The sequence below is a fragment of the Noviherbaspirillum sp. FW303-A3 genome (assembly GCF_058788695.1).
The window spans coordinates 2,735,310-2,757,716 of sequence record NZ_JBYTAZ010000001.1 but is presented as its reverse complement, the minus strand read 5'-3'; the positions used below and the strand labels follow the sequence as shown (position 1 = coordinate 2,757,716).

The following is a 22,407-nucleotide window of genomic DNA, read 5'->3' as shown; positions in this document are numbered from 1 at the left end:
GCACCAAGGTTGCAAATTAAGCGCCATATTTATGGGATGGTTATATTGTTTCCCGTGGGAAACAATATAACCATCCATATTCCTTGATAAGAAACGGCAATTTTGGCCGACTGTTGGTCGTCTAAAAGGGAGGGCATCTCATGGCACATCAGAACACGACACCGACGCTTACCGACGGCACAGCAGGCCGGATGCTCCTCCCCCTTGGCAACGGCGCTTACGATATCTTTGAATATAAGGACGGCAAGTTTATCGTCATCGACCGGGACTTCGTGTACCGCTACAATGCGGACGGCAGCCCCGATACCAGCTTCTCCTCCTCTGCCCTCGGTGTACATTCTCTGACAAGCACAGAACGGAAAATCAGTTGGACTGCCGGTGCGACTCAATCGGATGGCAAGATTCTCATATCAGGCACAGGCTGGGGAGCCACCGGCGCACTATCCGTGCTCAGGCTTCATGCAGACGGAAGCATGGACACGAGCTTTGGCGGTGGCGACGGACTGGCATCCGTCTACTCCGGCTATTGGTCTGATCCTTCAACGATTTTCCACAGCACCTATGGCAAATCCAGTATGGTCATTCAACCAGACGGGAAAATCCTGGTTGCCGCCATTGTATCCCCGGATTGGCCGGATAGCGTCTCCAGCCGGAGCGTCATTGCACGTTTCAATCCTGACGGCGTCCTGGATGCCGCTTTTGGAACAAATGGCATCCAGGAAATAGATGGCTACAATCTCAGCCAGCTTGCACTGCAAGACGATGGAAAAATTGTGATTTCCGGCGCCATCCACAACCCTGGCTCTGTCTACTCGAAGTTTTCCGTCCTGCGCCTCAACGCGGACGGCAGCCGCGATACTGGTTTTGCCAAAGAGGCGTCCAGCATGACCTTCATGGATGAACTCGGGAGCGGTGCTTCTGCAATAGCGATCCAACCGGATGGAAAAATTGTGGCTGCCGGCGGTCTTGGTTATGACATGCCACACCCTAACGACAGGACGCATGGGGATGACATCATCACCCTCAATTACCTGGCAATGGCCAGATTCAACCGGGACGGCAGCCTGGATACCTCCTTTGGAGCAAACGGCAAGTCAGTGGGGAGTATTAAGAATGCCTTCGATTCGGCACTTTGGGCCTACCCATGGCTGCAAAACGGAAGCTATATCGTACAAGGGCTTACCAGTATCAATATTGCCGCGGATGGGAAAATTGTAGCAACAGCGTATGCCGATCTCACACTGCAAGGAAACTCCTTTGATATTAAAGACAGCCGCTTCCGTGACTGGTCTGAAGTCCTTAACAAGTTTACGGTGTTGCGTTTTCAACCCGATGGCAAGCTCGACAGCACGTTCGACATGGATGGGGTCGCCCAAACCACCTTCCCGATAAATGCCAGCCTCTCACCATCGCCGTCATCCTTCGCAGTCGATGCAATCATTTTGGCAGACGGAAAAATCCTGGCCGCGGGAAATGCAGGCTTCCCTTTAGACGTTGCGGTTGTCAAATTCGGCACCGATGGCTTGCTTGACAAGACGTTCGCCACCAAGGACGTCGATGCCTTCAACTCGACCCAGTATGCCTTGGGCTACCCAGTGGATGTCATTCTCAGCCATCGGATCTCCGCTTACGATGCCGACCTATCGGCCGCCGCGGGATATCGGGACAACTTCAGCGGCGCACGCATTTCAATAACACGTGAAGGCGGAGCAAATCCCAATGACCTATTCGCCGCCACAGGCAACTTGAAGTTTGTAGACGGCAGGGCCATGCTGTCCGACACGACACTGCACATCGAGCAAAACTATACTGAGATTGGTACGGTGAAAAATGAAAATGGCCGCTTGGAGATAGTTTTCAATGCAAATGCCACCCAAAGCCGGGTGGACGCGGCGCTGCAATCCATTGGTTATAAAAACCTGTCGAATGCGGAGGACGCAAGAAGCATTTCGCTGACATGGACGATTGACGATGGAAATACCGGCAGCCAGGGCGCAGGCGGACCATCCACGGCAACCTACACAACACAAGTCGACCTTACGGCAGTCGCCATTCCATACTGGATAGATGGCCTAATCGCAAGTGCCCCCCTCTATATTGAAAACACCGGTGAAACCCTTCTAAGCTCGACAAAGACCAAGGACCTGATTCTCTCCTATCTGGATGCATCAAAGACGCTCCGTGTTAAATTCCATGAGCCCCCCTCAGCGGAGTATCGCCAGCATCTCGCGTCAGAACAGCAACAGATCTGGAATACCCTGAAATACGCCGCCAGTCTAATCGACATTAACTTCATCCCAAACAATGGCCAAGAGGGAGCATCCTTAGGCTATTTGGGCTATCAGGGCTGGTACGAGGGGGCGCGGGCGACGTACCCATACAGCGAGGGCGGCGGTAGAGTGTACGCCAATGTCTTTACGGGAGACCCAGCAGCTGGCGGTGCGGTACATGTCCGTTCATTGCTGCATGAGTTAGGACACGCTCTGGGTTTGAAGCATCCTTTTGATGATCAAGACCAGGGTAGGAACCTGCCTGACGAGGAAGCAACAACTACATGGACGCTGTTAGCCTATGACGAAACCCGTCCTCAGTCTGAGGTCGAGAACCTTCAGTATAGTCCTCTTGATATTGCGGTATTGCAATATCTCTACGGTCCCAGCAAGACGGCGCGAAATGGTAACGATACCTACACGCTCAACCTCACGAAACCGAACTTTATCTGGGATGGTGCCGGCAATGACGTCATCAGTGCCGCCGGCATTACGCAAGACATCACCTTGCATCTTGAACCCGGACATTGGGATCATATCGGCACCATGGGAGGATATATCACCGACCCGGCACAAATTACCGTCAACTTCGGCAGCGAAATCGAAAACGCCGTTGGAGGAAATGGCAACGACACAATTATTGGCACTGCCGCTACCAACCTACTGGACGGCGGAGCCGGTAACGACAGGCTTACTGGAGGAGGCGGTAACGATACACTGACCGGCGGCCCAGGAATCGATACGGCTGTGTATTCCGACAACCGTGCTGATTACACGATTTCGAAAGTGGGCCACGGCTGGTCGGTGACCGATCATAAGGGTGACGCAGGTTCCGATCTCTTGACGGACATTGAACGACTCTTTTTTGCCGATGGCACCCTGGCACTGGATATCGACGGCAACGCTGGTAATTTATACAGGCTATATAAGGCGGCTTTCGACAGAACGCCGGATCTGAATGGGCTCGGTTGGCAAATCAAAGCACTCGATCGCGGCACCAGCCTGATGCAGATCGCACAAAACTTTACCGAATCGACGGAGTTCAGGGACCTTTACGGGGCTAGCCTGAGCAATAGCGGCTTTATCACCCAGTTGTACAGAAATGCGCTTCATCGAGAGCCAGACCCGGCCGGATATGCTTTCCAATTAAATGCGCTAGACACCGGCCTGATTTCCAGAACGCAACTTCTGTTGAACTTTTGCGAAAGCGCGGAAAACCAGGCACAGGTCATTGGCTTGATACAGAACGGTATCGAATACACCTATTACTCAGGATCCTGAAACTGAGCTTCTTGACGGTATCCAAGCGTACCGTAAGTACATCACCTCGATTCGCTGAAGGCCGCGTCAGCGCTTGGTTTGCAGGTGACTGTTTATAGGCACAGTGATAAAGAAATGTGAAATACGTCACTCGGCCGTTCAACTAAGTCTGGCAACAATGGGCATATCGTGCCATGGCAAAGTTTGCAAAGAAATATCACTTAGAGGAAGTTGTCAAATGGCAGCTTCTGGCCGGGTGTGCCTGGTCGGCGTTCTTAGGGCACAGACCGCTTTCAGCTCCCGTCCAGCCGGTCGCCGAGGCGGCATGACATGGAACAGACGACCCAATCCGGCCGGTCGGCTCCAAGTGCGTTCTATGGCAGGTAACTGAGTAGAGGGGTCATCCGATAGAAGAACATCTGTGTATAGCTTCGCTACGTCGGCGACATATTATTTCTGGACGTAATTCTCATTTGACATGGGGCGAAAAGCACGGGGATACCTGCCTTGGGGGCGTTGAATTTCATATCCTTGACACATCGCGTCGTCGGCTGCGATGATCGAAGATTTCCCCGCCTCAACAATAGTCGCCATGAACCGACGCTCGCTGCTCGTCGCCATTGCCTTCGGCATCGTTCTCGTGCTCGCCTGCCACGCTGCGCTGGTGTTGGGCAAGGTCATCCCGGTACTCGATCACGACGTCGCCAGAAGCCTGACCGACAGTGACGGCTACACACGCCTGCTGCGCCTGCAGGAATGGTCCGGCGCCGGAGGCTGGCACGACCGCCGACTCTACGCCCTCGGGCCACCGGACGGCAGCTACCTGCACTGGGGCCGCGCCGTCGACCTCCTGATCTGGCCGTTCTGGAAACTCGCCTCGCTAGTCCTCGACAGCGGCGCCGCGCTCTTCTGGGTTGGCCTTGTATTCGCCCCGGTCCTGCATGCGGCGCTCGTGCCGACACTAGCCGGCGCCTGCCGGAGCCTGCCGCCCAGCGCACTGTGGTTGCTCGGTCCGCTCCTCGTCACGCAGCGCACGCTGGGCAATGACGCCTTTCCCGGCCGCCCCGACCACCACGTGTTGCTCGCCCTGATCTTCGGTGGGGCACTCGCCGTCTTGGCGGGCTCGCGCGACGCGGCTGGCGTCTTGCCAAAGCGCGGCGTCATCGCGCTCGCACTCGCCGTTGCGCTGGCGCTCTGGGCATCGCCCGAAGCGCTGCTGATCGCGGGGATGATCGGCGCCGTGCTCGCGGCCACATGGCTTGCGGGGTCACATGCGGCGCTCGACGATTGGCGACGGTTTTCGCTATTCCTGGCCGGCTTTGCCTCGCTGGCCTTGCTCGCCGAGCGCGCTCCGGGCGATTTGTTGGCGAGGGAAATCGACCGCCTGTCGATCGTGCATCTGGCCGCTCTGTTTCTGATCGCGGCGGGCCTGGCCCTGCTTTCACGGGCTCCGCAAGGTTTGGTGTCCAATGCCAAGCGCCGCGTCGTCGCATTGACCGCGCTCGGCGGCACGGCGCTGACGCTGCTGCTGGCCCTGTTTCCGGAAATCCTGTCGGGGGGCTATGCGCACGTCGGGCCGGAAGTGCGCGCCCTCCTCATCAGTGTGGTGCCTGCCGAAAACCCGTTGTTGCCCCGCTCGGCACGCGAAGCGATCGATTTCTTCATCGACCTCGGATTGCCGCTCGTCGTTACCCCCTTCGTGGCGTGGAGACTGGTCGTTGCTCCCTCGGCGCGACTGGCCACGCACGCCGTGGCGCTCGCCTTCTTTTTGCCCCTATCGATGGCAATCTCGCGTTTCGCGATGTACGCCGAACTTGCGGCTCTGCTGCCGGCTGCCGAAATGGTTAGCCTCGCCCTCGCAGCCGCTGGCGCGACTCTGCGCCGCAGAGAGACGCCCTCTGCGGTCGCGCCCAAGGTCAAATCGCTGGCCGTGGCAAGCGCCGCGCTCGCCCTGATCGCCTCGCCGTGGCTGATCGGGATATTCCTCCAGCGCCACTATTTCCCGAATCTTTCCTTCCGCGAAACCAGACCCTGCCTCTATCACGATCTTGCCGACGCGGCCGCGTTACGGGGCGGCCTTCCCGCCGGCACGATCCTCACCGAAAACCTGTTCGATGGCCCGGAGGTCGCCTGGAAGTTCGGGCGGCCGGTCGTCGCAGGTCCCTACCACCGAGCACACGAACAGATCGTCGACTGGTATCGCCTGCTCGTCTCGCCGGTCGATGATCCAGAGTTGAAACACGTCATGGTGTATCGCCAGGTTGCCACCGTGCTAGTCTGCCGGGCGAACATTCTGGGCTGGCGCGGTCTCCTGTCGGTCAACCCCGACGCGCTGGTCGGCCGCGCGATCACGGGACAACCGCCAGACTGGCTGAACCGCGTCGCCCTGCCGCCCGACCTGGACCGAAAGTACCTGCTCTACTTCGTGGACCGTGCGGCCTTGTTGCGTCAGTAAACGCTCACAAAATGAAGCGAAACGTCCAGGGCACGGGGCGCCGAGGAAGGCGGCGCGAATAGTTCGGGGCGTGCCACACGAGGCGCAACGGCGCCCCGGATGCTTTGCGCGAGTTTCTAAGCCGCCACAGTGCGGCTTCAAAAAACAAACTCCCTTAGAATATAGAAGATCATTGAGCGGCATATACGGAGCCAGTCGCATGCCGCTCCCCCCCAATCCACTGGCGCCCAGGAGAAAACAAGTCCATGTCGAGCGTTGCGGTGCTGCTCCCCTGCTACAATGAAGGCCTATCGATCCGAAAAACGACCGAGGACTTCAAGTCCGTCCTCCCGAACGCCGTCGTGTACGTCTATGACAATGGATCGACCGACAATACGGCCAACGAGGCGCGGGCCGCCGGCGCCGTCGTTCGCAAGGAAGAATGGCCTGGCAAGGGAAACGTAGTCAGACGCATGTTTTCGGACATCGAGGCCGATATCTACCTGATGGCCGATGGCGACGGAACCTATGATTTTCAGATGGCCCCCCCAGATGGTTCAAAAGCTCGTCGGCGAACACCTCATGGTGGTCGGCATCCGGCAGGGTGTTTATGCGAACGCACATCGCGCAGGCCACGGCTTCGGAAATCGGATCTTCAATGGCCTGTATCGGCGCCTGTTCGGACGCATGTTCAACGACATCTTTTCGGGCTACCGCGTTTTCTCGAGGCGACTTGTCAAGAGTTTTCCCGCCGTGTCGAGCGGGTTCGAGATTGAAACGGAGATGTCGGTTCACGCCAGCCAGCTCCGCATGCCGATCGCCGAAATTCCAACCCGCTACTCCGCCCGAACCGAAGGGTCTACCAGCAAGCTGCGCTCTGTACGAGATGGCCTGCGGATTCTGCTGACGCTGCTGATCCTGTACAAGGAAATCCAGCCCCTCCGGTTCTTCGGGGGGCTGGCGGTCGCGTTGTCGCTGGCCGCCGTCGCCCTGTCAGTGCCAATCCTGCTGACTTACCTGGAAACCGGCCTGGTGCCTCGCTTCCCCACCGCCATTCTTTCGACGGGACTCGCCCTGATGAGCGGCATATTCCTGACGTGCGGCCTGATCCTGGACAGCGTCGCGCGGGGACGCCTCGAACAAAAGAGGATGTGGTACCTCAGCGGCCAGGGCCATCCCAGGTAGGCAATCGGCACCGATGCTCTTTCGCTTCGTGCTTGTCGGTCTCTCCGGATTCCTGATCGACGAAGGCCTGACGGGCCTGCTCGTCCAGGCTGGCGCACCATTCTGGCTGGCCCGACCTCCCTCCATCGCCTTGGCGATGGGCTTCACCTGGTGGGTCAATCGCCATTTCACCTATGAAGTCGAATCGGCGCGCTCAGCCCGCGAGGCAGTCCGATATGCCTCGGTTGCAATGGCGATGGCGGCAGGCAGCTACCTGATCTACCTCACCCTGGTGGTGAACGGCATCGGCCCGGTGTCTGCAGTGGCGATTGCCACTGGCTGCCAAACCCTAATCAGCTTCCACCTTTACCGCCACATCGTTTTCGGAAAACCTACACCAGCGCCCGAAACCCGCACCATCCAGTAAACACGGGGCAGCCAACATGCCCGGCCGGATACCTAGTCCAGCGCCGCCGAACGCGGCGTCGGCTCGAACCACGACAGCAGCGGCTGCCACTGTTCGAGGTCGCGCTGGGCCGCGGCGTCGGAAAGGTCGAACAGCATCATGCCGCGCGCCGCGAGCTGCACGTAGAGCTGGGTATCGCGCAGGTGGGCTAGCACCGGCAGCGCAAAACCCGAAAGGAAACGCTCGAGTTCGTGCGCCGAGCGCGTGCGCGGATCGACGCGCATGCCGACCAGGCCAACCTTGATGGCGCCCTTGCGCACCGCCTTGAGCTCGCGCAACGCGTCGAGGAAATGCCGCGTCGCCAGGATGTCGAACATCGAGGGCTGCATCGGCACGACGACGTGCGTGGCTTCCTTGAGCACGCGCTCGAGCATCTTGCCGTGCAGGCCGGCCGGCGGGTGCCCCCTTCATCAGTGCCAGGGGCGTTCTAGCAAAGTCTGGGGTAGCCTCAGACCACGTCATTCCCCGCCTTCCGGTCCGGCACTTCGGCGCACTGCTCAATTCGCATGTGCATTCCCACTGAGTGGTTATGGGGTGTTGAGGCCGAGTCTTATAAATTGGCACTGTGGCGGTTTTCTGAGTGCAGCAGCCGTTTCAAAGTCCGCAATCAAGACGAGACCAACGTCCGCACATGGCCGATCTCGCCGGGTAGCCGCATTAGTACCGTCGGCGGCTTTGCCCCAGGTTCCAGACGTCCTCTTCCGAAATGCAAATTGATGAGAATGCCCCCAAGCTGCCATTCACACTCCGGCACAGCGGGCACTCGGGTATCGAACACAACTCTGTGCCGGGGATGAATGGCATCATCGCATCCAGCCATGACGCGTAACCCTAACTGGCTGTCGCCGCTGCATTGGCTCGCGCGGTATGCATTTTTTTGTAGCTGTCGATCAGGCGCTGGTGCCTGTCGAGCCCCTCCAGTTTCATGCTGGTTGGCGTCAAGCCAAAGAAGCGCACGCTGCCATCCACCGAGCCCAGCACCGCGTCCATCCGCGGGTTGCCAAACATTCGACGGAAATTGACCACGTAATCGTCCAGTTCGAGGTCGTCATCGAGCAGCACCTCCAGCACCACGTTCAGGGCTTGATAAAACAGTCCGCGCTCGACCGTGTTGTCGTTGTACTGCAAGAAGGCGCCCACCAGTTCGTGCGCCTCCTCGAATTGCTGCAAGGCGAGATGAATGAGCAGCTTCAACTCGAGAACCGTCAGCTGCCCCCATTCCGTATTCTCGTCAAATTCGATGCCGATCAATGTCGCGATGTCGGAGTATTCATCGAGCTCATTGTCATTCAAACGTTCAAGCAGCGCTTCCAGGCCTGGGGCGTCCAGGCGATGCAGGTTCAGGATATCTTCGCGGAACAACAGCGCCTTGTTGGTGTTATCCCAGATCAAATCTTCTATTGGATAAACTTCCGAATAGCCGGGCACCAGAATCCGGCAAGCAATGGCGCCCAGCTGGTCATGCACCGCCATGTACACTTCTTTGCCCATGTCTTCAAGAATGCCGAGCAAGGTCGCGGCTTCCTCGGCATTGGAGTTCTCGCCCTGGCCGGAAAAATCCCACTCGACAAAATCGAAATTCGCTTTGGCGCTGAAAAAGCGCCACGACACGATACCGCTGGAATCGATGAAGTGTTCAACAAAGTTGTTTGGCTCAGTCACCGCGTTGCTTTCAAAGGTGGGCTGAGGCAAATCGTTCAGGCCTTCAAAACTGCGACCCTGCAGCAATTCTGTCAGACTCCGTTCCAGTGCCACCTCGAAACTCGGGTGCGCGCCGAACGAAGCAAAGACACCGCCAGTCCGTGGGTTCATCAAGGTGACGCACATCACCGGATAGGCTCCCCCCAGCGACGCATCCTTCACCAGCACCGGAAAGCCTTGTTCTTCCAATCCCTGAATGCCGGCGAGAATGCGAGGGTATTTCGCCAGCACGTCGTGCGGGACATCAGGCAGTGCCATTTCGCCTTCCAGAATTTCGCGCTTTACCGCCCGTTCGAAAATCTCGGACAGGCATTGCACTTGCGCTTCGGCCAGCGTATTGCCGGCACTCATGCCATTGCTGACGTAGAGGTTTTCGACCAGGTTGGACGGGAAGTACACCACTTCACCGTCCGACTGACGCACAAACGGCAGCGAACAGATGCCGCGCTCTACATTTCCCGAGTTGGTGTCGACCAGGTGCGAGCCGCGCAACTCGCCGTCGGGATCGTAAATGCCCAGGCAGTATTCATCGAGAATTTCAGCCGGCAGTGCATCTTTACGGCCAGGCTTGAACCAGCGCTCGTTCGGGTAATGCACAAACGCCGCATTGGCGATGTCTTCGCCCCAGAACGCACCGGCGTAGAAATGGTTGTTATTCAGTCGCTCGATATACTCGCCCAACGCCGACGCCAACGCGCTTTCTTTGGTCGCGCCCTTGCCATTGGTAAAACACATCGGCGAGTGCGCATCGCGGATATGCAGCGACCACACATTGGGAACGATATTGCGCCACGAAGCGATCTCAATCTTGATACCCAGGCCCGCCAACACGCCCGACATATTGGCGATGGTTTGCTCCAACGGCAGGTCCTTGCCCGCAATAGTGGTGCTGGCGTCAGGAGACGGCTTCAACGTCAGCAACGACTGCGCATCGGCATCCAGGTTTTCTACCTCTTCAATCACAAATTCGGGACCGGCTTGCACTACTTTCTTGACGGTACAACGGTCGATGGAGCGCAAAATACCTTGGCGGTCCTTGTCAGAAATATCCGCCGGCAACTCGACCTGGATCTTGAAAATCTGCTGGTAACGGTTTTCCGGATCGACAATATTATTCTGCGACAGGCGGATATTCTCGGTCGGAATGTTGCGAGTTACGCAATACAACTTTACGAAGTAAGCAGCGCACAAGGCCGATGAGGCCAGAAAGTAATCGAAGGGACCGGGCGCCGAGCCATCGCCCTTATAGCGGATAGGCTGGTCGGCCACGACAGTGAAATCATCGAACTTGGCTTCAAGACGAAGCTTGTCGAGAAAATTGACTTTAATTTCCATGGGAATTTCCAGAACTGGTGCGCGAGATGGTGTGCCCGTCATTATCCGCCAAGTGGGCCTTCCGCAGAGAAAAGGTGGCCAAGTGGCCACTTTTGGCCGATCTCGCCGGATGGCTGCGTTAGTACCGCCACCGGCTTTGCGCCAGGTTCCAGACGTCCTTTGCCAAGGTGAAAATTGATGAGAACGAGCTTTTGCGGACGTTCGCGTGGTTACATCTCTGCATCGCAATGATTCCTGCCGCCGTTCTCCGAGTCGAGGCGGCAGGTGATTCAGAACTACTTCCCACTGCCGAGGAAATTCATGATGAGTGCCGTGGTCGCGTCTGGACTTTCTTCCATCAGCCAGTGACCCGCGCCAGGTATAACAGCCTCCCTGACGTCGGTAGCCGCATTTCGCATCACCGCGGCCATGTTGGAACCAAAGGACTTCTCCCCTCCGACTGCTAGCACGGGCATGGGTAGCTTGTTTTTGGAAGCTATCCGGTTGTCCGCTACGTCTTTCAACGCTATCGCATTGAATTGGGCGAAGGCGGCGCGCATGGCTCCGGGCTGGGCGTATTGCCGAGCGTAGTATGCGCGAGTGGGCTCATCGATCTTTGCAGCATCACCGGCGAATTCATTCCAGAAGCGATCAAGGTAAATGCGCTCCCGCCCTGCAACGAGCCGTTCGGCGTCCGGGCCGCCAAAATTGAAATGCCACAGTTGTGGGCTCAACACGATCTGATCCCACGGAGCGATACCTGGAACCGGCGCATCCATGACCACCAGCTTGTTCACCTTGTCAGGATAGCGGGATGCGTATGCATAAGCCACCATGGTACCGATGTCATGCCCCACTACAACCGCGCGGTCCTGGCCCAGCTTGGTCAAGACGGCCCTGATGTCGGCCGCCTGCGAATGCTTGTCGTAACCGCCGGCCGGCTTGGACGAGCGGCCCATTCCACGCAGGTCGGGCACGATGACGGTGTGCGTTTCAGCGAGCTTGCTTGCAAGCGGACCCCACATCTCGCCGGTGTCGCCGAAGCCGTGAATCAGCACCACGGCAGGTCCGGCACCGCCGGACCTGACATGTATTGCCGCGCCGTCTTGCACTGTGATGGTACTTGTCTTGAAGCTGGCCGGCAGCGACGGTTCTGCTGCTGCGGCGGGATTGGCACTCAATGTACTCGCCAGCAATGCGCCAAAAATCAATGCTCTGATCTTCATATTCATTCCTCTGAAATAGTGAGACGAATAATGAACTGCCAGAACGTCTTGACCGTCCACGCGGACGCAGGCGCCGGACCCGGCAGTTCAGTGTACGGTCGACTTCCGTCTGCAGCCGATCGAAAATTGTTCAAGTACGGGTAATCGACGCGCCGCCATCCACCAGCATCGCGGTGCCCGTAGTGAAGGATGAATCGTCCGAAGCCAGGTATAACACTGAGCGCGCCAGTTCACTCGGCAAGGCGGCACGCTTCAACGCATGCAGATTGGTGACGAAAGCCTGCGCCTCCGGCGTGTTATTCATGTCCCGGTACATCTGGGTGTCCACCGCGCCGGGCAATACAGCATTGACGCGTAGCCCCCGCGGGCCATACTCGGCGGCAAGCACCTGGGTCAGGCCGATCAGGCCGGATTTGCTCGCTGCATAGGCGGCGACACCAGGGAATCCTAAGCTATGGCCGACAAAAGTCGAGGTGAAGATGATGGAGCCGCCGCCGGAATCGAGCATGGCCGGAATCTGATGTTTTGCGCCAAGGAAAGCGCTGGTCAGGTTGGTGGCCAGCGTGTCGTTCCAGCCCTGCATCGATATGCCAGTGCTTTCTCCCATCTCCCCAAGCGTGCCGGCGTTGTTGAATGCAATGTCGAGGCGCCCGAAGTTACGGGTGGCCGCGTCGACCAGCGCCTGCGCATAACCTTCATCCTGTACGTCGCCGGCCAAAGCAATTGCCCTGCCGCCTTCCGCCACGATCTCGGCCACCAGACTCTCCAGTTCGGTCTGACGGCGGGCGCCGACTACCAAGGCCGCGCCTTCCTTTGCAAACAATTGTGCGGTAGCACGGCCGATGCCGGAACTTGCGCCTGTGATGATGGCAACTTTTCCATTGAGTCGATTCATGATGTTTCTCCTGTTTCAGTTCAGTTGTTCGCGGATGACGGCTGTCGTCCGGGTTGAGCAGGCGCGTCACTGTCTGAATTAGCGGTTGGCGTCCTGATGAAAAGCACTCTATGCTTTACTTTTAAGGGCATCAAAGCCCTGGAAATGCATGCTCCATTCAGCTTTAATGAATCATGGAGGCCGTCATGGACCGCTTGCGCGCTTTTGAGATTTTTGTTGAAGTCGTACGGAAAGGCGGCTTTGCCCGCGCAGCAGAGGCGCTGGACACCTCGCCTGCAAATGTCACCCGCTACATCGGCGAACTGGAGGGCCGTCTGGGGACGAGACTCTTGAATCGCAGTTCTCGTCAAATGTCTCTGACCGAGAGTGGAGAGGCACTCTATGAAAGAGCGAAAGCAATCGTCGAAGATTTTGTCGAGGCAGAGGCAGTCGCGTCGTCCTCGGCATTGCATGTACGTGGCACCTTGCGCATCAATGCCCCACTGAGTTTTGGCATCCTTCACCTCGCACCGCTATGGCCGGCATTCATGCGGCGACATCCGGACGTGCATCTCGATGTCGTGCTCAATGACCGGATTGTCGATATCGTGGAAGAAGGTTTTGACCTGGCGGTCCGGATTTCCCGCGGCGGCTCGGCATCATATGCGGCGCGCCGGCTCGCCGGCTCACGCAACATTGTCTGCGCGTCCCCCGACTATCTGCAGCGACACGGTGCTCCGCATTCTCCTGAAGACCTGGTCGATCATGCTTGCATCGGATACCGCAATGCTGCTTCCGAGGATGTGTGGAATTTCAGCGATCCGGTGGGACAGTTGCACTCTGTGAAGGTGCGAACCATCATGCATAGCAACAACGGAGATTCCGCACGGGTGGCGGCGATCGCCGGTCTGGGAATCATCTGGCAGCCAACTTTCCTGATTGGGGATGATTTGCGCACAGGACGTTTGGTTGAGGTACTGCCTGGTTTCCGCATGCCGGACATCGATATACTTGCCGTCTATCCGAGCCGGCGCCATGTCAGTGGAAAAGTACGGACTATGATCGACTTCCTTGCAGAAGCCTTTAAGGAGCCGTTGCAGTGGGATGCCGGATTGCCGGCCCCGCGCATCTCATGAGACGAGGTTCATGACGCTCGCGTACACGGGGTGGCCATTCGCGACAGGGACGCGCGACGCAGCAAAGGTTCGCCACTATCAGACCGGTGAGATGCTGAGAAACAATCCTTAACGAGAACCCGGGCGATTCCTGCTCCGCGCGAGTTCGCGGTCGAGCGCATTGGCGAAGTTCTGCCGATCGGTATGGCTAAACGCGGCCGGGCCGCCCGTGTCGACGCCACTGCCGCGCAGCTCTTCCATGAAAGCCCGCATCGTCAGTTGCTGGGCAATGTTGTCTTTGGTGTACCACTCACCGCGCGGATTGAGCGGCAACCCGCCCTTTTCCAGCACCAGGGAGGCCAAGGGAATGTCGCCGGTCACGACGATGTCGCCGGCGCTGACGCGCTCAACGATTTCGGCGTCGGCCGCATCCGCGCCAACCGGGACCTGGAGCGCGCGAATGAAGCGCGAGCCCGGCACGCGGATCAACCGGTTGGCAACCAGCGTTACGTTGAGCTGCAGGCGTTCAGCCACCCGAAACAGGATGTCTTTAATGACTGCGGGACAGGCGTCGGCGTCGACCCAGATATGCATGACAGTGGAGGAGATCAGCAGGATGACGCATTGTAACTGCAAGCTAACAGCCATCCTGATCAAACGGTTGGCCCACTGCTAAACCGGCGCTCTGCATCCTTCCTCACTTATCTTTGTCATCCAACACGGTTACAGCGACCACTGAAGCCAAAAATGAAAACGGCCCGCAAAGCGGGCCGTCAAAATTGAACCTGTCGCACAGTGCCGGCACCCCAGAACCATGGGTCCATGGGGGTCGGAAGTGGCATGGCTTCGGGTTCATCGCAAAGCGACAATCGCTCCTACCATGACGCATTTCCAACCAAAGCGCGTGATCGTCCAAAGGATGTCTTGGCACGTATGAACGCGACAGGTGAACTTCATACTACGCTCTTGGCCGCTCCTGTCAAGGCAGCTCCGCAGGTTTCCAGAAAATTTTTTCTCGACTCCTCGGTGCAGGATTTACTCGCTGCAATACGTGCCTGTTCCATCAGCGCGATTCAGGCGATGACGGAAGAATGTTGGCACCCGCACGCGCCATGGACCAGAGCCCGAATCGCTTCTTCCACAAGGCGTTGCTCGCGACCGCATCGGCCAACCGCAAAGGGGACTATGTGCGATCAACATCATCCACGTATTGTATTCGCCGCAATCAACCGCCCCAATGTCATCAACGCCTCTTCCGTTTTCGCCGTCCACGGATGCCCGTAGTTGATGCGCAAGCAGTTGCCAAACCTGCGATGCGCCGAAAACATCGGACCAGGCGCAACGCTGATGCCGAGCGCCAGCGCCTGGCGATGTATTTCGAGTGTATCCACCTTCCCCGGCAGTTCGATCCACAGGAAGTATCCGCCGCTCGGCCGCGTCGATCGTGTCCCGCGCGGGAAGTGCCGCACCACGGCCTGCATCATCGCGCTTTGCTGCACCGAGAGCGCATGCCGCAGCTGCCGCAGGTGCTTGTCGTAGCCGCCCTTGGTGAGGTACTCCGCGATGGCCGCCTGCGCGGGGGCGGATGCCGACAGCGTGGTGGTCAGTTTCAGGCGCGCGACATCCTTCGCATATCGGCCGGGCACGGCCCAGCCGATTCTGTATCCGGGCGCGAGGCATTTCGAGAAGGACGAGCAATGCAGCACGAGCCCCTTCGTATCGAAGAACTTTGCCGGCACGGGACGCTTGCTGCCGAAGTACAGTTCGCCGTATACGTCGTCCTCGATCAGCGGGACGTCGTGCTTGGCCAGCAGTTCGACCAGCGCCTGCTTCTTTTCATCGGGCATGGTGCTGCCCAGCGGGTTCTGGAAGTTCGTCATCATCCAGCAGGCCTTGGGGTTGTGCCGCTCCAGTGCCTTGGCAAGCGCGTCGAGGTCGACGCCTTCGCGCGGATGGGTGGGAACCTCGATGGCATTCAGGCCGAAGCGTTCGAGCGCCTGCAATGCGGCGTAGAACGTGGGGGATTCGATGACGACACAATCGCCCGGCCGCGCGACTGACTGCAGGCAGAGGTTGAGTGCTTCGAGCGCGCCGTTGGTGATCACGATGTCGTCCGGATGGACGTGCAGTCCGTCGGCAAGGTAGCGCAGCGCGATCTGGCGGCGCAGGGCGGCGTTGCCGGGCGTGAGGTCGTCGACGGTGCTCCACGGGTCCATCTCCTGCACGCTGGACGCCATGGATTTCGCCAGGCGCGGCAGCGGGAACAGGAGCGGGCTCGGGAAGGCGGAGCCGAGGGGGACGACGTCGCGCGCCTTCACCGATTCGAGCACGTCGAACACCAGTTCGCTGACATCGACCGGCGCCGACTCGCCGGAGGGGCGCGATGACAGGTCGGCCTCCGGCGGAAGCGCCTTCGCACCGCCGATGACGTAGTAGCCGGATCGGTCGCGGGCGCGGATCAGTCCCCTTGCTTCGAGCAGGTAGTACGCCTCGAACACCGTCGATGCGCTCACCGCCCGGCTGGCGCTTGCTTGCCGGACGGAAGGCAGGCGGTCGCCGGGCTTCAGCACGCCGGTGCGGATCGACTGGGCGATTTCTTCGGCAAGGGATTCGTAGCGTTTCATTCCGGGGCAGAGGACCAGGTCGGCCGGTCCGTCCACGCGCATCACGGAACGACCATGTTCACGATTGTAAGCAATATCGCGATGAAGATTGCCGTGCCGATCAATCCGCCGATGATCACATAGAGCGGATTGAGGCCGCCGACATCCTCGTCGAAGTCGCTCTTGCGGCGCAGTCCGATGAAGGACCATCCGACAGCGATCATCGTCCCCATGAACGACCGTGTCTTTCTTGGTGTGTTATCTGTCATGAGCGGCTCCTTTAGTTCGGTACATAGAACATTGCTTTTTCCTGCACGTGCAGGCCGGCGTCGTCGATCGCCTCGAGCATGAAGCGGATCGTGTTTGCACCCTGTTGCCCCTTGCCGGGCGGGACGCGGACCGTGACGGGGACCGCGCGCGATTCCGTGCCGTTCATCGCGATCTCGCCTTGTGCGACGAGGGCGATGCCGTCGATGCCGGAGACCGACAGGCGATAGCGGTGGGTCTGCTCGTCGGTGTTCATGACCTGCAGGCGGTAGACGTTCTCGATCATCCCGTCTTCGACTTCGCGTGCCATCGTGCCGCGGTCGCGGATCACGTCCAGCTTCAGCGGCGTACGGTTGAGCAGCGCGGTCCAGAATGCGGCGATGACCAGCAGCAGTATCGTCGCGTAGACGGCGACCCGCGGACGGAGCACGCGTCGCGCGATCTCGCGTGCGGACAGGCGGTGGCGCAATGCATTGTCCGTGGTGAAGCGGATCAGGCCGCGCGGCGCACCGATCTTGTCCATGACCGAGTTGCAGGCATCGACGCAGGCGGCGCAGCCGATGCAGTCGTACTGCAGGCCGTTGCGGATATCGATGCCGGTCGGGCAGACCTGGACGCACAGCGAGCAATCGATGCAGGCGCCGCCTTTTGCCTGCGCCGTGCGCGGCTCGCCGCGCTGCCTGTCATAGCTGACGATCAGGCTGTCGGCATCGAACATCGCGCTCTGGAAGCGTGCGTAGGGGCACATGGTGCGGCACACCTGTTCGCGCAGCCATCCCGCGTTGCCATAGGTCGCCAGGCCATAGAACGCGACCCAGAACGATTCCCACGGTCCGAGGGACAGCGTGGCTGTTGCCGCGCCGAGCGTCTGGATGGGCGTGAAGTAGCCCACGAACGTGAAGCCCGTCCACAACGCGAACGCGATCCATGTGCCGTGCTTGGCGGTCTTCCTCGCGAACTTTTCCAGGTTCCATGGCTGCCGGTCGAGGCGGATCCGCGCGCTGCGCTCGCCTTCGATCCTGCGCTCGAACCAGATGAAGATTTCGGTGTACACCGTCTGCGGGCAGGCGAAGCCGCACCACACGCGCCCGGCGATGGCCGTGAACAGGAACAGCGAGAAGGCCGCGATGATCAGCAGGACGGCGAGATAGATGAGGTCCTGCGGCCACAGGACGATGCCGAACAGGTAGAACTTGCGCGCCGCGAGATCGAACAGTACGGCCTGCCTGCCGTTCCACGACAGCCAGGGCAGGCCGTAGAAAACGAGCTGCGTCAGCCAGACGCACACCCAGCGCCATTTGGCATACCAGCCCTTTGCTTCGCGCACATAAATGTGGGTGCGCGGGGCGTACATCTTGATCACGGAAACGGATTGCGGTGCCTGGCTCATGGGACGCTCGTCGGTGGATGGCGGCGAGTCGGCGTCGTGGAGTGGCGCACGGCCGCTGCCGGGACTAGAGCCTGGATTGTCGCGTGTTGCGGGCGGGGAAAACAGATTCAGTGCGTGGAAAAAAGACCGTATCAGATCAGTCTTTCCGAATGTGCTCGACAAGATAATCGATCAGTAGCCGGACGCCTGGAAGCAGGCCGCGGCGCGACGGAAACACGGCATGGATGACGCCGCCCTTGGGGGCCCATCCCGGCATGACGTCGACGAGCGTTCCCTTCTTCAGTTCGTCGTCGACGACCATGCATGGAAGCTGCACAATGCCTACGCCGCGCAGTGCCGCTTGCCGCAATGCGGTCATGTCGTCGGTGATGTAGCGTGGCCTGTGCGGAATCTGCGCTTCCATGCCCTGCGGCCCGACCAATTGCCATAGATGGTCGCGCGGCGGCCCCCAGTCCAGGCTGGGCAGTCCGGCAAGATCCTCAGGGTGTTTGGGCATGTCCCTGCCCGCAAGAAAATCCGGGCAAGCCACCAGGCGCTGGGGACTCTCGCACAGCACGCGCATGACCAGGTCACTGTCTTCGAGTGGCGGAAAGCGGACACGCAATGCCAGGTCCAGTCCTTCACCGAGCACGTCGACACGCCGGTTGGTTGCTTCGAGATGGACCTGTATCTTCGGGCACTCGGTCATGAATTGCGCAACCAGATCGCCGATCCGGAATGCGAGCAGCGCCGTCGGGCAACTCATGCGCACGATACCCTGCGGCTCGGAGCGCCGACGTTCCATGACGTCGCGTGCGGCGTCCGCTTCCACGAGAACTGCGACGCAATGCGCATGGAACTCCTTGCCGGTTTCGGTGACCGAGAAATGTCGGGTCGACCGCTGCAGCAGGCGCACGCCGTACCGCTCCTCCAGCGCGGCAATGCGGCGGCTGAGCTTGGACTTTGGCATGTTCAGGGCCCGTCCGGCTTGCGTGAACCCGCCGTGCTCGACCACTTTCACAAAGTAAAAGAGGTCATTCAGGTCATCCATCATTGTTCCTTCAGTAGAACATTGAAGTCATTTTATGGCACTACCGGATACATTGTTGCGGAAATATGATGCGTCCAACGTCAAGTGTGGACGGCATGGTCCTGATCGGCAGTTTGGACGCGTGCCGGGCGATGCCTGGCTTTTTCGACGCGCTTCAGCATGAAGCGTCTTATGTCCCACCCAGCAAGGAGATTGCAATGACTACCCCCTATACACGCCTGGACAAGAACAATGCAGCGGTGCTGCTGGTCGATCACCAGGCCGGCCTGCTGTCACTCGTGCGGGATATCGAACCCGACAAGTTCAAGAACAATGTGCTCGCACTGGGCGACCTGGCCAAGTACTTCAAGCTGCCGACTATCCTGACCACAAGTTTCGAGTCCGGTCCGAACGGGCCGCTGGTGCCGGAACTCAAGGCGCAGTTCCCCGATGCGCCGTACATTGCCCGTCCCGGCCAGATCAATGCCTGGGACAACGAGGATTTTGTCAAGGCGGTCAAGGCCACGGGAAAGAAGCAGCTCATCATTGCAGGCGTGGTGACCGAAGTGTGCGTCGCCTTCCCGGCATTGTCGGCGATTGCAGAAGGGTATGAGGTTTTTGTTGTGGCCGATGCGTCGGGTACCTTCAACGAGATTACCCGCAACGCCGCATGGGAGCGCATGGCCAAGGCAGGCGTACAGATGATGACCTGGTTTGGCGTGGCTTGCGAACTGCATCGCGACTGGCGCAATGACATCGAGGGATTGGGCGCGTTGTTCTCGAACCATATCCCGGACTACCGCAACCTGATCACCAGCTATACCACGTTGACTTCATCCAGGTAAGAAAGATCGGGAGGGGCCTGCCGCAGCCCTCCCTCCTGTTCACCTGTCCCCGGGAATCAGCGAGTAAACCGCCGCATCCAGCGGCGCGCCGCGCACGAACAGCCGGTTGCGTGCGACGCATTCAAAGGTGGCGCCCAGTTTTTCCGCCACCGCGCGGCTGGCGCGATTGTCCTGGGCGGCAACGATTTCGAGCCGGGTCAGGTGCAGTGTGTCGAATCCGAACGTTGAAATTGCGCGGGCGGCACGCGTTGCAATCCCGCGCCGCTGCATGCCTTCGCGCACCCAGTAGCCGACATTGCCGCTGTTGTGCACATGGTCGATCTGGTTGATCGCGATGCCGCCGAGCAGCGTGGCGCAATCTTCCATGAAAATTCCGACGTCATAGGAAAATCCCATGTTCAGCCGCACCGCGCATTGCCCGATCCACGCACGCGCTTCCTTCGCGCCATAGTCCGCGTGGCACCACGGCAGCCACGGGCCGACAGTGTCAACCGACTCGCGCACGGCAGTGGCGAACGCTTCCGCATCATTGATGCGAAAGGGGCGGATGCACAAACCGTCGGCGATGAGGGGATGCATGGCGATAACCGGATGATGGTTGTGGTCGGAGCATAGCACCCCCGCCGCCGGCGATCCACATTGCCCCCGGTGTTCGCCCGTGGCAAGATGCATGCACTCGTTTGATTGCAGGATGCAATGGATACGCTGACCAGCATGAAAGTCTTCGCGGCCGTGGTGGAAACCGGCAGTTTCGCCGCGGCATCCGATCGCCTCGACATGTCGCGCGCGATGACCTCGAAGTACGTCGCGCATCTCGAGGAACATCTCGGCACGCGCCTGCTCCAGCGCACCACGCGCAAACTGACGCTCACCGAATCCGGCTCCACCTACTACGAACGCTGCGTGCAGATCCTGGCCGACATCAGCGAGGCCGAGGAAGGCGCGCTGCACCTGACCGAAGCGCCGCGCGGCACCCTGCGCCTGACCTTGCCGGTGTCCTTCGGCATCCTGCACATGGGGCCGGTGATCTCCGATTACATGAAGCAGTATCCGGATGTGAAGGTCGACATCCTCGTCACCGACCGCCGCGTCGATCTGCTGGAAGAAGGCCTCGACATGGCGATCCGCATCGGTTCGCTGTCCGAGTCCGGACTGGTCGCCAAGAAATTTGCCTCCGACCGCGTCGTGATCTCCGGCTCGCCGGAATACCTGCAGCGGCACGGCACGCCGAAGACGCCTGCGGAGCTGGCGCAGCATAACTGCCTGATCTACAGCTATGCGGCGACGGGGGATGAATGGAAGATGGAAGGCCCCGACGGACACCATACGGTGAAGGTGTCCGGGAGCCTGCGCGCGACCAACGGCGACCTGGTGAAGCTGGCGGCGCTTGGCGGCGTGGGCCTGATGCGCCAGCCCCTGTTCATCTGCGGCGAGGACTTGCGCGCTGGCCGGCTGGTCGAGGTGTTGCCGGAATACCGGTCCTACGATTTGGGCATTTACGCGGTCTACCCCAGCCGCAAGCACCTGTCGGCGAAAGTGCGCACCTTTGTGGATTTCATCGCCGGCGCTTTCAACCTCAAGAGCGACTGGTGATCAGTACCCGCCCGACTCCTGCATGGTCTTCACCGCGAGGCCGACGGTCGTCAGGACCGGCACGGCCGTCAGCACGGCGGCGGTGATCCAGGAGCCTGCGCCGCCCTGCCGGTTGCGCAGGCGATCGATGCCGGCCACCAGCGGATCGGCGAACAGGCCGCCGGCCAGCAGCGCCACGTACACCGGCGAAAATCCTGCGTACACATAGGCATTCATCAGCAGCATGCCGAGCAGCAGCACGGCGGTGCCGGTCGCTGCCGCGGAGAAGGCGATGCGGACGCGCGGCAGGTTGAACAGCAGGCAGGCCGCAAGCGCCGCGGCGAGGGCGCCGCTCGACTGGCCGAGGGCCGCGCTGGAATCGAGCATCAGTGCCAGGCCCGCGCCGCCCGCCACGATGGCGAGCAAGGGCGCGGACGTGGGACGGTTTTCACCGGACTTGGCGAGGAAGGACCAGGCCATGGTGATCAGCAATGCCGCTGTTCCCGCGACGGCGGCGGCCTTCGATGGACCGAGGCTGGCTATCGCCGGCCATACCACCAGCGTCACCGTCACCAGTGCAATCACCAGCCGGGACAGAAGGCGGGTCACCGCATGCGGCGCGTTTTCAGCGGCCAGGCTGCCGGCCACGCCGAACACGGCGATGTAGGGCAACCAGTCGAGCGCCGTCTTCGGCACCGCCGACCATTGCGCATGGAATGCCGAGAAGTAGGCCGCGACAAATCCACCTGCCAGCGCGATCGCGGGGACGATTGCCTGCAGCGGCATGCGGCGCAGTGCGAACAGCAGCGCCAGGGCGACGCTGAAGGGCACGAGGGCGCTTTGCAGGATCAGGGGGATGATGAAGGACGGGTCGGGCATGGTTGGCTCCTTGGGGGA

The 22,407-nt window shown here is 59.8% G+C and carries 18 protein-coding genes and 1 pseudogene; 8 read left to right on the top strand and 11 right to left on the bottom strand.

Annotation, left to right across the window (positions count from 1 at the left end; all coding sequences use genetic code 11):
* The first annotated feature begins 140 nt into the window (after positions 1-140).
* From AC3WOY_RS13280 to AC3WOY_RS13260, 5 genes and pseudogenes are all read left to right on the top strand, one after another.
* Positions 141-3,551, top strand: a complete 3,411-nt coding sequence (locus AC3WOY_RS13280) for a DUF4214 domain-containing protein (RefSeq protein WP_492424477.1) — start codon at positions 141-143, stop codon at positions 3,549-3,551.
* Between the two features lie 535 nt (positions 3,552-4,086).
* Complete coding sequence (locus tag AC3WOY_RS13275; protein WP_492424475.1) at positions 4,087-5,985, top strand: hypothetical protein; 1,899 nt, start codon at positions 4,087-4,089, stop codon at positions 5,983-5,985.
* A 245-nt stretch (positions 5,986-6,230) separates the two neighbouring features.
* Positions 6,231-6,443: pseudogene (locus tag AC3WOY_RS13270) on the top strand (glycosyltransferase); the annotation flags it as partial.
* Between the two features lie 73 nt (positions 6,444-6,516).
* Positions 6,517-7,149: a glycosyltransferase family protein gene (locus AC3WOY_RS13265; protein WP_492429407.1), complete on the top strand. Its 633-nt coding sequence runs from the start codon at positions 6,517-6,519 to the stop codon at positions 7,147-7,149.
* 13 nt (positions 7,150-7,162) lie between these two features.
* Positions 7,163-7,555 carry a GtrA family protein gene (locus AC3WOY_RS13260; RefSeq protein ID WP_492424473.1) on the top strand — a complete coding sequence of 131 codons (393 nt, stop codon included), beginning with the start codon at positions 7,163-7,165 and terminating at the stop codon, positions 7,553-7,555.
* A gap of 32 nt (positions 7,556-7,587) precedes the next feature.
* Here AC3WOY_RS13260 and AC3WOY_RS13255 read toward each other — a convergent pair whose 3' ends face one another.
* The 4 genes from AC3WOY_RS13255 to AC3WOY_RS13240 all read right to left on the bottom strand — a co-directional run bounded on the left by AC3WOY_RS13255 (position 7,588) and on the right by AC3WOY_RS13240 (position 12,730).
* On the bottom strand, positions 7,588-7,968 hold the full coding sequence (locus tag AC3WOY_RS13255) for a P-loop NTPase family protein (protein WP_492424471.1): 381 nt from the start codon (positions 7,966-7,968) through the stop codon (positions 7,588-7,590).
* A gap of 457 nt (positions 7,969-8,425) precedes the next feature.
* Positions 8,426-10,630, bottom strand: a complete 2,205-nt coding sequence (locus AC3WOY_RS13250) for an OsmC domain/YcaO domain-containing protein (RefSeq protein WP_492424469.1) — start codon at positions 10,628-10,630, stop codon at positions 8,426-8,428.
* Positions 10,631-10,905: 275 nt separating this feature from the next.
* Positions 10,906-11,835, bottom strand: a complete 930-nt coding sequence (locus tag AC3WOY_RS13245; RefSeq protein ID WP_492424467.1) for an alpha/beta fold hydrolase — start codon at positions 11,833-11,835, stop codon at positions 10,906-10,908.
* A gap of 130 nt (positions 11,836-11,965) precedes the next feature.
* A complete protein-coding gene (locus tag AC3WOY_RS13240) occupies positions 11,966-12,730 on the bottom strand; it encodes an SDR family oxidoreductase (protein WP_492424465.1) in 765 nt (254 codons plus the stop codon).
* A gap of 185 nt (positions 12,731-12,915) precedes the next feature.
* On the opposite strand from AC3WOY_RS13240, the gene AC3WOY_RS13235 reads away from it, so the two are divergent.
* Complete coding sequence (locus AC3WOY_RS13235; protein ID WP_492424463.1) at positions 12,916-13,845, top strand: LysR family transcriptional regulator; 930 nt, start codon at positions 12,916-12,918, stop codon at positions 13,843-13,845.
* 108 nt (positions 13,846-13,953) lie between these two features.
* Here AC3WOY_RS13235 and AC3WOY_RS13230 read toward each other — a convergent pair whose 3' ends face one another.
* The 5 genes from AC3WOY_RS13230 to AC3WOY_RS13210 all read right to left on the bottom strand — a co-directional run bounded on the left by AC3WOY_RS13230 (position 13,954) and on the right by AC3WOY_RS13210 (position 19,114).
* Complete coding sequence (locus tag AC3WOY_RS13230) at positions 13,954-14,418, bottom strand: YaiI/YqxD family protein (protein ID WP_492429297.1); 465 nt, start codon at positions 14,416-14,418, stop codon at positions 13,954-13,956.
* 605 nt (positions 14,419-15,023) lie between these two features.
* Positions 15,024-16,448: an aminotransferase-like domain-containing protein gene (locus AC3WOY_RS13225; RefSeq protein ID WP_492429295.1), complete on the bottom strand. Its 1,425-nt coding sequence runs from the start codon at positions 16,446-16,448 to the stop codon at positions 15,024-15,026.
* A gap of 41 nt (positions 16,449-16,489) precedes the next feature.
* Positions 16,490-16,696: a DUF2970 domain-containing protein gene (locus AC3WOY_RS13220; RefSeq protein WP_492424461.1), complete on the bottom strand. Its 207-nt coding sequence runs from the start codon at positions 16,694-16,696 to the stop codon at positions 16,490-16,492.
* An 11-nt stretch (positions 16,697-16,707) separates the two neighbouring features.
* Positions 16,708-18,084, bottom strand: a complete 1,377-nt coding sequence (gene ccoG / locus AC3WOY_RS13215) for a cytochrome c oxidase accessory protein CcoG (RefSeq protein WP_492424459.1) — start codon at positions 18,082-18,084, stop codon at positions 16,708-16,710.
* 136 nt (positions 18,085-18,220) lie between these two features.
* Positions 18,221-19,114: a LysR substrate-binding domain-containing protein gene (locus AC3WOY_RS13210; protein WP_492429293.1), complete on the bottom strand. Its 894-nt coding sequence runs from the start codon at positions 19,112-19,114 to the stop codon at positions 18,221-18,223.
* 197 nt (positions 19,115-19,311) lie between these two features.
* Between AC3WOY_RS13210 and ycaC the strand changes: the two genes are divergently transcribed.
* A complete protein-coding gene (gene ycaC, locus AC3WOY_RS13205) occupies positions 19,312-19,938 on the top strand; it encodes an isochorismate family cysteine hydrolase YcaC (RefSeq protein WP_492424457.1) in 627 nt (208 codons plus the stop codon).
* 39 nt (positions 19,939-19,977) lie between these two features.
* Here the strand turns inward: ycaC and AC3WOY_RS13200 are convergent, their stop codons facing one another.
* Positions 19,978-20,517, bottom strand: a complete 540-nt coding sequence (locus AC3WOY_RS13200; protein WP_492424455.1) for a GNAT family N-acetyltransferase — start codon at positions 20,515-20,517, stop codon at positions 19,978-19,980.
* A gap of 117 nt (positions 20,518-20,634) precedes the next feature.
* Between AC3WOY_RS13200 and AC3WOY_RS13195 the strand changes: the two genes are divergently transcribed.
* A complete protein-coding gene (locus tag AC3WOY_RS13195) occupies positions 20,635-21,531 on the top strand; it encodes a LysR family transcriptional regulator (RefSeq protein WP_492424453.1) in 897 nt (298 codons plus the stop codon).
* Here the strand turns inward: AC3WOY_RS13195 and AC3WOY_RS13190 are convergent, their stop codons facing one another.
* Positions 21,532-22,389, bottom strand: a complete 858-nt coding sequence (locus tag AC3WOY_RS13190) for a hypothetical protein (protein ID WP_492424451.1) — start codon at positions 22,387-22,389, stop codon at positions 21,532-21,534. It lies immediately after the preceding gene.
* Positions 22,390-22,407 lie beyond the last annotated feature (18 nt).